The following is a 14,961-nucleotide window of genomic DNA, read 5'->3' on the forward strand; positions in this document are numbered from 1 at the left end:
ATATATGGAGTGTTCACTATGACAGAGATTATCATCAATGGTTCCTCATTCGTCTTGTTAGTCAAAAATTTGGAGCAAACAGAACGCATCAAGGAGTAGATTTCCTGCGGCAGTTGCTCCATTTTTTGTTACGCTAACAGGCATTTGCTCAGGATTCTTATGGGAGGTTGAGTACATGTTTAGGGGGAATATAAAGTGAAGAATAAATTTATTATGGTCATTTCCTTGGTGGTAATTTTATCTGTGTTAAGTGGGTGTTCCAAGAATGATTCAATACTAATTGATAAGATTCAACAAGCATTTCCTAATCATGTTCAAAATGATGAGGTTTATCATACTGAAATAAACAAAAATGGTTTACTTGTCTTTTATAGACATAACGAAGGTTTAGGTGTAGGATTTATCAAACCAAAATCAGAAAATTGGGAATGGGTAGACGGAACAGGATACTCACGACTTAATCCAGATGATGGTTTGTCAGCAATTTACTCCAATATGGATACGATTCCCCTGTATTTTTCATATGGCGTAATTACTGACCCAAATATTTACGTAGTTCATTCATCGGGTATCAAAGCAAAAATTATTCAAGTCCCCGATGGAACTAGAATATGGTACATAACTTATGAAAATCTCATTGGTTCGCCTCTACCTTCAATAATCGGCGAATCTAAAGAAGGGAATAAAATTATAACTATTGGTGACTGAATATCGGGTACGTTATCAGAAACAGAACAATCACCAGGTCGAGGCTGCCGGAACAAAATAGATAATTTGCGATGTTAGACGAAATTATGGAATGAAAGGATAGAACTAATGAGCACAAGTTTTGATGTATATCCAACTACCTTTAATGTACCAACTTATTCTGCGCTTTTAGAAAAAGCAAATCAATTAGTCAATTCAAGAATGAAGTCTTTAAAGAATAACTCTGAATTTGAGCTTAATATTTCACTACAGAATAAAAATGAATCAATTCCTGTGAAATTAACTGATAAATTCGATATTCATGAAGAATATTACATTTGGGTTTCGACAGATAGAATCAGCGGTGGATTTTGTATTTATCAATATAATAATGATCAAATGTATAAGGAGTTATGGGAAGACGAGTTAAGAAGAGAACAATCTCAAAAATATGAGAAGAAAATAATAAAAAGTATAGAGAGGCCATATCATTGGAGTGTAGTAAGATATGCAGGAACAGATCCATTTTACAATTTATCGTACGGTTTATTTGCATCTGCTCTTGCCGAATTAACAGAAGGAATTATTTTTTCTGATGATAATGCATGGGAATATTCAAGGTTTCCATGCCTGCCTTCTGAATTTAATACTTTCTATTTCAATCCAGAGCAAACAGTAGACAAAGAACATAGGAATTGGGCAGTTGAAAACATAAACTTATTAGTAAATGATTTTGATGGAAATTAATGAATTCCGTAACCTCGTCAAGTACTGTTTTTCGTATTGGAGCCAACAGTTTGATTTAATGCGCTAAAAAAAGCGTAAATAGGTTCTCTTCATTAAACTAACGGGTACGATAGTTCAATAAACACGAAACAACGGCAACCGGCATAATGGTTGCCGTTTTCGTGGCTTACGGGCAGTTAGGTTTTACAAGGAATCGTTTATAGTGGTCCGTTTAGAGCGACAAGAGCAGACTTTCGTCGTGATCTTATGGTATTTCTGTCCATATGTATTATTGTTTCATATTTAATATGTATGATATATTCTGGTTGAACGAACACATTGGAGGTGATCTAGCTGCACAGAGTGAGGTGCTGTACCTCAAGTCCACGCTGACTCTTTTGATTCCGAGACCCGATAGTCTGTTCGGCGTAGATGCGTATAATCCACTGAATGATTTCTCCAACTGTTGAATTTCCCACTACTAACCTGAATGCAACAATTAATTGCCCGCTTCCACTGCATGACTGCCCGCACTTCCTAACCTTTGCAAGACGCATATATCCAAAATCGAATAAGCAGCGAGCCGCCGTTTCATATCATGGAGTTGGAGGGATTCTCGAATGCTAAATGTTGCCATGCTCAGCAAATGGCATGTTCATGCCGATGGGTACGCCAAGCACCTGCAATCACTTGGAAACGTTAACATAACGGCCGTATGGGATGAGAACAAGGAACGCGGAATCGCCTGGGCGGATGAGCTCGGAGCCATGTTCGAGACCGACTTGGACGCGCTGCTACGCCGGGAGGATGTGGACGCCGTAGTCGTCAACGCCCCAACCAGCATGCACGCCGAAGTGATGATTGCCGCCGCAAACGCGGGCAAGCATATTTTCACCGAGAAAGCGATGGCGCTTACCGTAGCGGATTGCGATCTTATCTCCGCAGCCGTCCGGCAGGCTGGCGTCAAGTTCTGCATTTCATTTCCCGCCCGGACGAGGCCGCATCATCTGTTCGCCAAGCAGCTGCTGGACGACGGCCTGCTAGGCGCGATCACGCTATTGCGCATTCGGAACGGACATGACGGCGCGCTCCGTAATTGGCTGCCCGACTACTGGTATGATGAGAAACTCGCAGGCGGAGGCGCCATGATGGATCTCGGCTGCCACCCGATGTACCTGGCCAGCTGGCTGCTCGGCCAACCGAAGCGCATCACGTCCATGTTCAACCATTTCACGGGCAGGGCAGTGGAAGACAACGCGCAATGCTCGATCGAATTCGCTAACAATGCTGTCGCGCTGCTGGAAACGAGTCTGGTTACTTACCGGACGCCGCCGGCTTTCGAACTCTACGGAACGGAAGGAACACTTATCGTCTCAGGAGACAGCGTGCATGTCGCATCCAAGTATGCCGATTCACCGCTGCAGGGCTGGATTGCACCGTACCGGATGCCCGAAGCTCAGCCGCTGCCGTTGACGCAATGGGTAAACGGCGTCATGAATGACGGTCCGATGCCTTTTGGCCTGGAGGACGGCACGAAGCTGACGGAGCTGCTGGAAACGGCCTATATTGCGCATCGCGAACGACGAACAGTAGAGTTCAAACAGACGGGAGGGATGTAAGCAATGCGGACAGTCAAGATAGGAATCATCGGATGCGGCATGATCGCGAACGGCAAGCATATGCCGAGCCTGAACAAAGTGGAACAGGCAGAGATGGTTGCGTTCTGCGATCTGATTGAGGAACGCGCGCGTGAAGCCGCCGAGAAGTACGGCGCGCCTGACGCCAGGGTATTCACGGATTACAAGCAGCTGCTCGCCATGCCAGAAATCGAAGTCATTCATGTTCTGACACCGAATATCTCCCATGCTGAGATTTCAATAGCGGCATTGGAGGCTGGGAAACATGTCATGTGCGAGAAACCGATGGCAAAAACCGGAGCCGAAGCAAAAGCCATGTACGACGCACATGTCCGGGCAGGGAAAAAATTGACTGTCGGCTACCAGAACCGGAGCAAGGCGCAGTCCCAGCTGCTGAAGAAAATGATCGAGAACGACGAACTTGGCGAAATCTATTTTGCCAAAGCAGTCGCGACCAGACGGAGGGGCGTCCCCACATGGGGTGTGTTTCTGGATAAGGAGAAGCAAGGCGGAGGACCGATGATCGACATTGGCACCCACTCTCTGGATCTCATCCTTTGGCTGATGAACAATTACGAGCCGGAAAGTGTCGTAGGCAGTGTCTTCCATAAATTAAAACATACGGAGAACGCAGCGAATGAGTGGGGCCCCTGGGATCCGAATGAATTCGAAGTGGAAGATTCGGCCTTCGGCTATGTGAAATTCAAGAACGGCGCCGTCGTTTCGATTGAAACCAGTTGGGCGCTTAATGTCGCCAAGCCGGAAGGGTCGTATTTGTGCGGCACGAAGGGTGGAGCGGACTTTAACGGCGGCCTGCGAATCAACGGCGAGCGGGACGGCAGCCTGTTCCTGAACGTCATCGACGTAGATCCCAAGGCAAGGGAACGATTTAGAGGCGAGAATCTGACGGATTTCGAGTACGAAGCCAAGCAGTGGATCAACTGCATAGTGAACGATGAGGAGCCACTCGTGAAGCCCAGAGAGGCGATGGTTGTTTCGGCGATTCTGGAGGCGGTCTATATCTCCGCCGAAACCGGGAAGCCGGTCTACTTCGACTGACGGGTCTCATCGAGAAGGGAAGGACGAGATACCCGCTTCCAAACGAAAGCCCGTCTTCCAGATTCGGGCTTTCGTTTTTTCTATCTGGAGACTGACAGGTGCACGTATATTTTTGAATGGGTCGCGCGAAAATTGTCGAGTGACAAGAACATTATCCGAATGAAATCCGCGTAAATCGCGGGCTTTTTTAGTTATCGGATCAAGTTCTTGTCATTTGGCGATGACAAGAACTTGATCCGATTCCCGACAAGCAGCCGGTTGGCCGGTAACTTGTTGAACTATACCAGCTAATAGCTTGTCAACATTACCAGCAAAACAACTCGAGGAAGTTATCGGCGGCCTGTTCCGCTAACGGGCAAAGTAGTTTTTAAGAAACAACTGGGAGGTGTAAGACTGAAGCAAACGACATCTGTATAAAATACGGGTTTTGTGAAGTAGTAATACAGCGCGGTTTTTGCTTTTTGTTCTTGCTCTGTTTCGCAACGCTCAAACTTTCAAACTTTTCCTTCAATTATTTTCATTCTCTCAATTATTTCATTTCCTCCAAGCAAATCTTTCACTCCAAATTCCTCAAGCCATTAAAAGCCATCATAATAATTCCTCTAACTGTGTCCGGCGTTAATGATTCTCCCGAAACTAACAAACGATAAAATAACGGCCCGTATAACAAATCAATACTGGAATTCACATCCAGGTTTGGACTGAGTTCGCCGCGATTAATGCCTCTGGTTAAGATCATCGCGGATTCCGCACGTCTTGGCTTTACGTAGTATTCGCGGAATACTTGCATTAACGTCTGATTCATTTGACCTTGACCGATTAATTCGGCAATCATGTTTCCTTCTTTGCTTTCCATAAATACAGCTAAATTAATCGCGTGGATCAAAATATCTTCCATGACAGATCCGGTATCCGGTACGGGCATCTGGCTCGCTGCGGCATTGAAAAACCCGTCTGCTACGACAGCTGCCTTGTTTGGCCACCATTTATAGATGGTCGCCTTACTCACGCCGGCCTTTTCGGCTATTTTCTCTATGGTAACGGCTTCATAACCGTTCCCGAGCAGCAGCTCATACGAAACCGATAATATTAATTGTTGAAGCTTGACATCTCTGGGGCGTCCTTTTTGAGCCATATCCATCCCACTTTCAATTCTAACGCTTTTGATATCAGTATATCGGGAAAACGGCGTATTTACAAAACGCTGCGTTCAGTATATAGTTTTATCCACACATTAAGTAAACGATACGTCTACTTAATCCATAATCATTCATTATATAGAGAGGAATTCGATTATCATGAGTACTGGTAAGGCTGTTTCAAAGCAACAAAACAATATTTCAACGGCCATGATGGTTATCTTGGCTGTCGCATGTGGTCTGGTCGTGGCTAATCTTTACTATTCCCAAACCCTTGTTGGTCCCATAAGTAAGGCACTTGGACTTCCGCCAGGTGTAGCCGGTTTAATCGTAACGTTTACGCAAATTGGCTATGTATCCGGTTTACTCTTCATCGTTCCGCTAAGCGATAAGCTTGAGAATCGCCGACTCATCGTGAGCTCGCTTCTCGTTGTCGTCTTAGCTTTGATTCTGGCTGCTGTTTCGCCCGGAGCCATTCTTTTCCTGACTGCCGCCTTATTAATCGGAACCGGCTCAGTCGTTGCTCAAATTCTAGTCCCACTGGCTGCATCGATGGCTAGCGAACAGCAGCGCGGCCGAGTTGTTGGCAACGTCATGAGCGGACTATTGCTGGGTATCATGCTTGCCCGGCCGATTTCCAGTCTTGTCGCCGGACTCTGGGGATGGCGGACGATATTTGTTTTATCCGCTGTTCTCATGGCATTGTTAGCCTTAATGCTGGCGCGTGCTTTGCCTACAAGATACCCGGAAAGCAAATTAAGCTACATTCAACTCGTTGCTTCTTTAATTCAACTATTGAGAATGTATCCGATCTTACGCCGTCGAGCCATTTATCAAGCCTGCCTGTTCGGGTCCTTCAGCCTCTTCTGGACTACTGTGCCACTACGGCTGGTTGACGAGTATGAAATGTCCCAGCAAGGGATCGCCTTATTTGCCTTGGTTGGGGTAGCCGGGGCAATCGCCGCACCGATTGGCGGTAGATGGGCTGACAAAGGGTTTACCAAAACCATTACCATAACAGCCATCATCACTGCGGTCATGTCTTTCCTACTCATTGCCGTATTTCATGACAAATCACATCTCTCGCTAGCGCTGCTCTTCCTCGTTGCGATTACATTGGATATGGCGGTTTCCGCAAATTTGGTCACAAGTCAGCGAATCATCTATTCGCTAGGGAATGAAGCCCGGGGAAGATTAAATGGGTTGTTTATGGCGATTTTCTTCATTGGTGGAGCGGTCGGTTCATTCTTGGGAGGATTAACCTATGCGCACGGCGGCTGGGTATGGAGTACATGTGTAGGTGGAGCGTTGCCATTCTTAGCTTTCTTATATTTCCTAACCGAAACCAAGTCAAAATCATAATGGAATTACTAAAAAAACTCTCGCTCATCAGCGCGATATCCGCCGCTGCATCGAACGAGAGTTTTTCATTTCTCTACTTATCAACCTACTTGGTTTACTTAACAATAGTTATGTAAACCAACCTGAATCACGCTTATACCGAATCCAACAAATACCCGTAACCTTCTTGCTCCATATCTTCCTTCGGAATAAACCGCAGAGCCGCAGAGTTTATGCAATACCGCAGCTTCGTTGGGCCCGGCCCGTCATTGAACACATGACCCAAATGCGAGTCCGCATTCACACTGCGTACCTCCGTGCGAATCATACGGTGGCTCAAATCCTGCTTTTCCTTCACATTTCCGCCAACAAGTGGTTTGGTGAAGCTAGGCCATCCGCAGTGCGCATCGAATTTATCCGCTGAACTGAACAACGGCTCTCCGGACACGATATCTACATAGATACCTTCTCCGTTAAAATCCCAATATTCGTTCTCGAAAGGCGCTTCTGTCGCGTTATTCTGAGTGACTTCGAATTGAAGCGGTGTCAGCTTCTGACGTCTTGCTTCACGATCTTCCTTCGTATTCCAATGACCCTTTATAAACGAATCACGTCCTGAACCTTCACGATACATCCGGTAACGAAGCGGATTCTTGTGATGGTAGCCTTGATGATAGTCTTCAGCCGGATAGAACGGTGTTGCAGCAACGATTTCAGTTGCAATCGGCTTATCGAATCGACCGCTCTGCGCTAGTTCTAGCTTGGAACGTTCCGCAATAACGCGCTGTTCTTCACTATGATAGAAAATGGAAGTCCGGTACGAATTACCGCGGTCATGGAATTGTCCGCCGGCATCTGTCGGGTCGATTTGTCTCCAGTAAACATCGAGCAATTTCGCATAGGGAAAAATCGAGGAATCGAAAGTAATTTGTACCACTTCAGCGTGTCCAGTCGTTTCGGAACACACTTCTTCATAGGTTGGATTCTCTGTGTGACCGCCCATATAACCGGAAATTACACTGATAATTCCGGGCTGCTCCTCAAAAGGAGTCACCATACACCAGAAACAGCCACCTGCAAAGGTTGCTTGTTCCACACTGCCCGAAGGCTCATTATTAGTAACATTCACATGATCTGACATGATAATGAATCCCCTTTCTTCTTGTCGATTTTACTCTGTTTCTATCATATCAAAGCTGGACCATCATTCCAAACGACGCCATTCTCATTTATTCGCCCTCAATCATGAGAAATTTCTCACGTAATTCTCATAAAGGCTCTAATCGCTATAGAACACTCGCTGTTGACTCCTAATGGTGCAAAAAGGGTGTTTTGGGAGTGTGTTATAGTGTGTAAAGACAAATGGCACCTTGAAGAGCTGGAGGGAATAAACAGATGATAGCAACAACTAACAAACGTTTACTCAAGAGCATCCTAAGTGTGAGCCTTTGCGCCACGGTTGGATTTACTGCAATGTCACTTAGCACAGCATCGCAAGCAAGCGCTGCAACGGAGAAATCGAAAGAATTGATCACTTATGGAGAGAAATACATAGGTACTCCTTATCTATATGGCGCGGTACCATATATGACGAATGCATTCGATTGCTCATCCTTTACACAATATGTATTTGATAACTTCGATATTTCACTGCCGCGCTCGTCTTCCGATCAATCGGCCAAAGGCAAGAAAATTGCCAAAGGATACTTAAGTATAGGCGATCTGGTCTTCTTCAACACCAATGGGATCGGAATCAGCCATGTTGCGATCTACGCCGGAGATAATAAGATTCTGCATAGTGCCGGCAAAAGCGTGAAGATCTCCGATATGTCGTCAGGCTATTGGAAGAAATCATTTGTAACCGCAAGACGCGTCCTCAGTTAACCTCAAATAAGAGCCTGTTAAGATGGTATACGGAACCGATCCGCATCTCCTCTTATCAGGCTCTTTTCTCATCACGCCAACCCTCGACTCATATGCGGAACAACCCATATCCGTCAAATTGTACAATTGGCTCTTTGTCTTCCTTCAAGCCTTCGCCTTGACCATGCAATGCTACATCAACCAGCCACTTCGTGAAACCGGCTACGTTCATCAATTCCATCTCCTGTAAACTGTAGAAGCCGGCTGCATCAACTTCAACACCGTCGGGAACCGGATCACCGGAAACATAGTCCATCGCAAAAGCAAGATAGACGTTGTGAATGTTTCTCGGATGATCACGGACGGCAACGATGTTCCGAACCTCAGCTTCTACGCCGGCCTCTTCCATAACCTCGCGCTTTATCGTTTCATGAATGAGCTCATGCTGTTCAATATAACCGCCAGGATTCGTCCAATACCCTTTACCCGGCTCTTGAGCGCGACGAACCAGAAGGACTTTTTCATTGCGAACAACCAAAGCGCCAACACCGACACTGTAATTTCCCCAATGCACGAAATTGCAGCCATCAGCCGTGCAGGCTTTCCGAGGCGTTCCGTCTACATCTCGAACTTCCAGCGGAGCCCCACAAGTCAAACAAAAATTAATCCCCATAAGTGAACTCTCCCGAATTGTCCGATATTGAATTGCCATAATTTCGAGCTGCCGAGATCGTTCCATCTCCCACTCAGCTTCGTTAATCATAGCGCCAGTCGGTCTAGAGTTCAATAGGTCAATTCGAGAGCTTTAGAATGTTATTGTTGCTTCACGGTTACCGTGAACACCTTAACATCGCCAACGCCGTTATTGCTGATAAAAGCGGTCAAATTCACAGTTACGTCACCTTGACCATGCGCGGGACGATGCAGCACGGTGCCGTTGTCTGACAACACGGAAGTGTTGCTGGAGTACCAGATGATTGTGCTGCCATAATAGCCCTTGGAAGGCAGTCCGAGCGGCTTTGTGACATAGCCGGCATTGTCGGAATCTTTAAACGTAATCGCAAGATCGGCCTTATCTGCTGCAACCTTATCGGAACTTGTATAATCCGCCTTCACAGTCAATGTAAACTGCTTCACATCGACCGCAGATCCGCTTGTAATCACGGCCGACATCAGGACAAAAGTATCTCCCACACTCGCCGCCGGACGGTGAAGCGTTTTGCCGTCATCGGACAACACGGCAGGTGAACTGGACATCCATTTAATCGAAGAGCCATTCACGCCGTATGCCGGTAATGCATCAAACGGACGGGTAACGCGCCCGGCAGAGTCTGATCCGCCAAAATCAATTTGAAGAGCTGCTTTATCTGCAGCAACGCGCTGGGCATCAGGCAACTGTTCTTTGACCTTGACGATAAAGACCTTCATTTCTTTATAGCTGCCGGATCGAACTTGAGCTGTAAAGACGACTGTCGTGCTGCCGGAGCCGCTAGGAGGTCTTACCACCTTCTTGCCATCATTGGAGATTACGGATGGCAGCGTCGATTCCCAGGTGACTATGGAGCCGTTCACGCCTTTGCTCGGAAGCTCTTTAAACGGTTGTGTAACGCTATCGATCGTATCAGTACCGCCGAACACAATGTTTAATGCCTCATAATCCTTCTTCACTCGATCGATATCGGACATGGCCGGTGCAGTAGATTTTACGATGAGGCGGAATGTCTTGGTCGTTGTTGCGTTGCCGGAACGTATCGTTGCCGTCATATCGACCGTAGCATCGTTATTCTGTGGTCGATTAATAAGTAATCCATTACTCGACAGTATGGAAGTATTGCTGGAAGTCCAAGTAATAGCAGATCCATTCTTCCCTTTCGTGAAGAGAATGACTGGCAAGGTTACGGATTTCGCATTGTCATTACCGAGAAACTGAATAGCCAGTGCATTCTTGTCGGCGTTTACTTTGGCCAGATCTTTCTGATACGTGCTGTCGCCATTAGTGCCAGCTTCACATTCCGCTTTGAAACTTGCAATCATTCGCTTTAGGATCGCACGCGTACGTTCATTCTTCACTTTAGCGAGTACTGCGTTCAGGCGATTCACAGCGTCTTTACAGGATTGCAATTGCTGCTGGCGACTATCATTGTGGCTATTCCCATGTGCGAGTGCGGTGCTGCTGCCAAGTAGACACATGGAAAGGACAAGCATAATTACTGTCCACTTCTTCATGATCCTCTCTCCCTACACCATAAATTAGTGAAAACGCTCACTACAGATACATTTCGTCGCCATGGGCATGTTTACGGGGGCCATTTAGGAATAAATTTCATTTTCTGTCGTTAACTGTATCCAAATGGCGCATTCGCGACTCCGTCGTTTTCATCTATCCTTCAAACGGTTGAAGATCCAAATTTGTTGCAGGAAAATAAGATAAAAAAAACCGCCTCCAAAGGCGGTTTTAGTTCGATTAGATCGCAAAAACATGGCTTCCAATCTTAGTTGTAATTTTCCGGGAGCGAATCCACTCTGACTTGGCCGTGATCGGATTGTAATAGAACAGCGCTTCTTTTGTCGGATCCCATCCACGAACAGCATCCTTAGCTGCCAGGAATGCGGTGTTGTTCGGAAGCAGCCAATATTGACCATCGGCTACAGCGGTAAATGCATATGGCTGCATGATCACTTCGGTTAAGTTCTTCGGGAACAGCGGCGATTTCAAGCGGTTCATGACGACAGCCCCTACCGCGACTTGACCTTTATACACCTCTCCACGTGCTTCAGAGTAGATGATTCGAGCCAGCTTCGACAGCTCAGGCTTGTTTACCGAAAGCTTCTTCAGCTTAGCCCATGTCTTAGGTCCGGCGATCCCATCGCTGGTGATCCCATTAGCACGTTGAAAGTTTGCAACGGCGTTGCGCGTCGCCATGCCATATGTGGTCGTGATCTTATCTTTGTAGTAGCCGAGCGTTTGCAATCGGAACTGTAGATCCGATACATCTCCGCCCTGACTTCCCGCTTTGAGTGTCGGTGCTGCAGCAGCATGTGATTCTGAACTAAATATCGAGCCTCCGGATAGAAGTACGAAGAATACTAGTGCCGCGGCTATTCTTTTGTGTCTTACCATGGTGTTGAAACCCCTCCATATCGTCTGGTATGAGGCTGATTGTAACATGAATCAACATCTGCCATGCGAATTAAGGGGATATTCTAATGAACTTAAAAATCTCTCATACTGCACGAATAACAACCAGCGGCTTATTCACACTGTAGCTCTGCGCAGCAGTAAATAGGACACGAGAGATAGACAAATCGTAATCGGAAACAACATTAGGGCAAATTGGACAGCCGTATGGTCGCCGAAGAAATTGAAGATATCGGACCACCATCCCATATATTTAACTATATAAGTAATTACGGTCAAGACGAGAACGGCAACAATTGAAAACACATACATCCCATTTCGGCCGAATCGACGATGAACGCTGGCACACAGGAACCCAATCATGTAGAGATTCAGCATGACAGAGAAGAAGATTACGATTTGCAAGAAAGCATTACCGTCTGAAATGTAGGGCAAATGGAAGAAATACAAACTCACTCCCCAGCCATCAATTACACTTCCTTCAATATAAGAAAGCAAACATAAAATGATGGCGATCCCCGCGCTCAGCAATGAAATCATAAGCATGGAGCCTAAGAAGAAATCGCGTCTCCTAACGCTTAGACCCAGTGCAAATGGGAATGTTTGCGACAATGAAACAATTCCGATTACCATCATATAGATGAAGATCGACATCAGGCCGCCGGTAACGATTTTGTCGTCCACCGGAAGGAAAGCGGCAATAAACAGATTGACTATAAAGCTGGAAAACAGAATGACCCAAGGGAGAAAAAACCAGCCCCATTTGTCTCTTGCGTACATTTTGACTACATTTTGTACCATATTCATCGTAACGTCACCTCTTTACGCACTTGATTACTTGTTAGGTAGACAATCAACTGTTGAATGGTAACCGTCGAAATGTCCAATCCCAATGCTTCTGCCGTCTTCTGATCACTGGCAACCAAGCTGCCATAGATCGTCGCAGAACGATAACCGCCCATTCCCTCACTGTGGATGATTTTCTTATTTGCCGTATAGGATTCGATTTTGGCTATCGGTCCGGTTACCGTATAAGCACGGCCGCGCAGCGAATCTGCTTCCTCATTGAGCAGTAATTTTCCTTCATTAATGACGATGATATGCTCCAGCAGCCGGCTTACTTCATCAATGAGATGTGTCGACAGAATAACAGTGCGAGGATGAAGCGCATAGTCTTCCATTAACCGATCGTAGAATATCGTCCGCGCCACGGCATCGAGTCCCAAGTAGGGCTCATCAAAAATCGTAATCGGCGCGCGGCTGGCAAGGCCAACAATGATGCCGACGGCGGACAGCATGCCTCGGGATAATTTCTTCACTCTGCGCTTGAGCGGAAGCTTGAATTCCGCGACCAGCTCACGTGCATATGCGCTATCCCATTGGGGGAAAAATAAAGCAGCAGTCTCCAAAACATCCACCACTTTGAAGTTATCCGGATACTTCTGACTTTCTTTAATAAAGCAAATTTGACGCAGCACGCGATTGTTCTCGTACGGGTCTTCGCCGAATACAAGAAGCTCTCCGCTCGTTTTAAACAATTGCGCGGTTATCATATGCATAATCGTTGTTTTGCCTGCACCATTGCGTCCAAGCAGCCCATAGATCTTATTCTCTTCAATTTCGAAGCTGATATCATCGATAGCTTTGTAATTCCCGAACACCTTCGTTAAATGCTTCGCTTCAATTACAGTCTTCATAGGTCAGGCTCATCCTCTCCTGCGGATCATATCCGTTAATTGTTCAATCGTAATGCCAAGCTTCTCTGCTTCTTGAATCATCGTTACGACATATTGTTCGAAAAACTGCTCTTTCCGCTTCTCCATCAGCTTCGCTCTAGCGCCGGTTGCGACAAACATGCCAATTCCCCGTTTCTTATATAGAATCTCTTCATCGACTAGCAGATTCACGCCTTTAGCTGCTGTGGCCGGATTAATTCCGTAGAAGGCAGCGAACTGATTCGTCGAAGGAACCTGTGATTCCTCCGGCATTCCGCCTCCAATAATGTCATCCTCAATTCGTTCTGCAATCTGGACGAATATGGGACGGCTGTCATCGATTTTGATACCCATCGCTACACCACCACATCGGTTAGTTACTCATGTAACTAACTATATAAGTAATGAACGCTTTCGTCAAGAGTGTTTCTCGGATTTCCACAGCAGCCCAGTACGAACATTCGTTCCAATGCGCGGTTTACATTGCCCTCCCACTGCTTTAAAATGAGAAATAATGGAGGTGGCTGCGAATGAATATTATAAAAATTAAAGATCGACAGGAGCTTGACCGCAGAACGCCATCAATGCCCTGGTATATCGAGAAATTCATTAACTATAAGCTTCCCGACCTCTCGCCTTCTTCGCTGCTTGAATATGTGCGGGATTATGATACGTTTCTTTCTTGGCTGCTTGCGGAAGGACTGGCTGCCGGACCGACGCTGCGCGATGTAGAGCTGATCGAGCTGGAACGACTGCATATGGACAGTATCGATCATTTCAAAATGTTCCTGGCTACTCGCCAACAGCAAGCCAACAGCCGAACGACCATCTCTCGCAAACTTTCCTCCCTTCGCTCGCTCTTTCATTATTTGAGTCAAATTGCTGAGGATGAACAGTTCTATCCGCTATTGAAGCGCAACGTGATGGCAAAGGTATCGATCAAACGAACGTCCAAGCCGAAGGATACTGCTGCTAAGCTTGAAGGCAAGCTGCTGCAGGAGCAGGAGATTGATGAGTTTATTCGGTACATCAACGAGGATTACGGCACGGAGATCGCCACGAATAAGCAAGCGCTCTACTCCTATACGAATAACCGTACGCGCGATACTTCGATAGTAAGTCTTATCCTCAATTCCGGGCTGCGCGTATCTGAGGTGTTCAATATGAACGTCGATGACATCGATCTGAAGAAACGGCTGCTCTACGTGTACCGTAAAGGGAAGAACGACGACTCGTTTAAGACGCCGGTTTATTTCCGCCAAGAGGCTATGCGTGATCTTCAGTTGTATATGTCGCAGCGGGATTCGCAGTATAAAGCACCGAAGCGTGAGAAAGCTCTCTTCCTCGCCATTCCGAACGGCAAGAAGGAAGGCTCCCGGATGACGAAGCGAGCCATTCAAGAGATGGTCATCAAATATGCCAAACGTTTCGGCAAACCGTATCTCTCGGTACATAAGCTGCGCCATTCCTTCGCGACCGACTACTATCTGCGCAATGACCTATACAAGACGCAGGAACAGCTCGGCCACGCCTCACCGGAAACAACGCAAATTTACGCGCATCTGACGGACAAAACGATGGCCGAAGCCATCGATCGGCCGAAAGAAGCATAAGAAAAGCCCCATACCGGGTTGGTATGGGGCTTTTGTTCATGC

At 46.5% G+C, this 14,961-nt stretch carries 15 protein-coding genes; 7 read left to right on the top strand and 8 right to left on the bottom strand.

What is annotated here, in order from left to right:
• Positions 1-195: 195 nt before the first annotated feature.
• The 4 genes from BM412_RS09755 to BM412_RS09770 all read left to right on the top strand — a co-directional run bounded on the left by BM412_RS09755 (position 196) and on the right by BM412_RS09770 (position 4,109).
• Positions 196-708, top strand: a complete 513-nt coding sequence (locus tag BM412_RS09755) for a hypothetical protein (protein ID WP_091216904.1) — start codon at positions 196-198, stop codon at positions 706-708.
• A 108-nt stretch (positions 709-816) separates the two neighbouring features.
• Positions 817-1,434, top strand: a complete 618-nt coding sequence (locus BM412_RS09760) for a hypothetical protein (RefSeq protein ID WP_091216907.1) — start codon at positions 817-819, stop codon at positions 1,432-1,434.
• Positions 1,435-2,033: 599 nt separating this feature from the next.
• Entirely contained in the window at positions 2,034-3,032 is a 999-nt protein-coding gene (locus BM412_RS09765) for a Gfo/Idh/MocA family protein (RefSeq protein WP_091216910.1), read from the top strand.
• Between the two features lie 3 nt (positions 3,033-3,035).
• Positions 3,036-4,109 carry a Gfo/Idh/MocA family protein gene (locus BM412_RS09770; protein WP_091216913.1) on the top strand — a complete coding sequence of 358 codons (1,074 nt, stop codon included), beginning with the start codon at positions 3,036-3,038 and terminating at the stop codon, positions 4,107-4,109.
• Between the two features lie 556 nt (positions 4,110-4,665).
• Here the strand turns inward: BM412_RS09770 and BM412_RS09775 are convergent.
• Positions 4,666-5,244 (bottom strand): TetR/AcrR family transcriptional regulator, encoded by a 579-nt coding sequence (locus tag BM412_RS09775; protein WP_371264747.1) that lies wholly within the window; start codon positions 5,242-5,244, stop codon positions 4,666-4,668.
• Between the two features lie 163 nt (positions 5,245-5,407).
• Here BM412_RS09775 and BM412_RS09780 point away from each other — a divergent pair, with 163 nt between their 5' ends.
• Positions 5,408-6,610 carry an MFS transporter gene (locus BM412_RS09780; RefSeq protein ID WP_091216918.1) on the top strand — a complete coding sequence of 401 codons (1,203 nt, stop codon included), beginning with the start codon at positions 5,408-5,410 and terminating at the stop codon, positions 6,608-6,610.
• Positions 6,611-6,743: 133 nt separating this feature from the next.
• Here the strand turns inward: BM412_RS09780 and msrA are convergent, their stop codons facing one another.
• Positions 6,744-7,730: a peptide-methionine (S)-S-oxide reductase MsrA gene (msrA, locus tag BM412_RS09785; protein ID WP_091216921.1), complete on the bottom strand. Its 987-nt coding sequence runs from the start codon at positions 7,728-7,730 to the stop codon at positions 6,744-6,746.
• A 254-nt stretch (positions 7,731-7,984) separates the two neighbouring features.
• Between msrA and BM412_RS09790 the strand changes: the two genes are divergently transcribed.
• Positions 7,985-8,473, top strand: coding sequence for a C40 family peptidase (locus BM412_RS09790; protein ID WP_091216925.1), 489 nt, complete (start codon positions 7,985-7,987; stop codon positions 8,471-8,473).
• A gap of 88 nt (positions 8,474-8,561) precedes the next feature.
• On the opposite strand, the gene BM412_RS09795 is transcribed toward BM412_RS09790, so the two are convergent.
• The 6 genes from BM412_RS09795 to BM412_RS09820 form a co-directional block, all read right to left on the bottom strand.
• The gene (locus BM412_RS09795) at positions 8,562-9,125 is read right to left on the bottom strand and encodes an NUDIX domain-containing protein (RefSeq protein ID WP_091216926.1); all 564 of its coding nucleotides are present in this window, start codon (positions 9,123-9,125) and stop codon (positions 8,562-8,564) included.
• A 140-nt stretch (positions 9,126-9,265) separates the two neighbouring features.
• On the bottom strand, positions 9,266-10,678 hold the full coding sequence (locus tag BM412_RS09800) for an immunoglobulin-like domain-containing protein (protein WP_091216929.1): 1,413 nt from the start codon (positions 10,676-10,678) through the stop codon (positions 9,266-9,268).
• A gap of 238 nt (positions 10,679-10,916) precedes the next feature.
• Complete coding sequence (locus BM412_RS09805; protein WP_091216932.1) at positions 10,917-11,573, bottom strand: cell wall hydrolase; 657 nt, start codon at positions 11,571-11,573, stop codon at positions 10,917-10,919.
• A gap of 135 nt (positions 11,574-11,708) precedes the next feature.
• Positions 11,709-12,398: a hypothetical protein gene (locus BM412_RS09810; RefSeq protein WP_091216934.1), complete on the bottom strand. Its 690-nt coding sequence runs from the start codon at positions 12,396-12,398 to the stop codon at positions 11,709-11,711.
• Entirely contained in the window at positions 12,395-13,288 is an 894-nt protein-coding gene (locus BM412_RS09815) for an ABC transporter ATP-binding protein (protein WP_091216937.1), read from the bottom strand. Before BM412_RS09815 ends, BM412_RS09810 begins: the two co-directional genes overlap by 4 nt.
• Positions 13,289-13,297: 9 nt before the next feature.
• Positions 13,298-13,660 (bottom strand): GntR family transcriptional regulator, encoded by a 363-nt coding sequence (locus tag BM412_RS09820; RefSeq protein ID WP_091216939.1) that lies wholly within the window; start codon positions 13,658-13,660, stop codon positions 13,298-13,300.
• A 176-nt stretch (positions 13,661-13,836) separates the two neighbouring features.
• Between BM412_RS09820 and xerS the strand changes: the two genes are divergently transcribed.
• Positions 13,837-14,919, top strand: a complete 1,083-nt coding sequence (xerS, locus tag BM412_RS09825; RefSeq protein ID WP_091216942.1) for a tyrosine recombinase XerS — start codon at positions 13,837-13,839, stop codon at positions 14,917-14,919.
• Positions 14,920-14,961 lie beyond the last annotated feature (42 nt).

Source organism: Paenibacillus sp. BC26, assembly GCF_900116125.1.
Lineage (GTDB): Bacteria > Bacillota > Bacilli > Paenibacillales > Paenibacillaceae > Paenibacillus_Z > Paenibacillus_Z lignilyticus.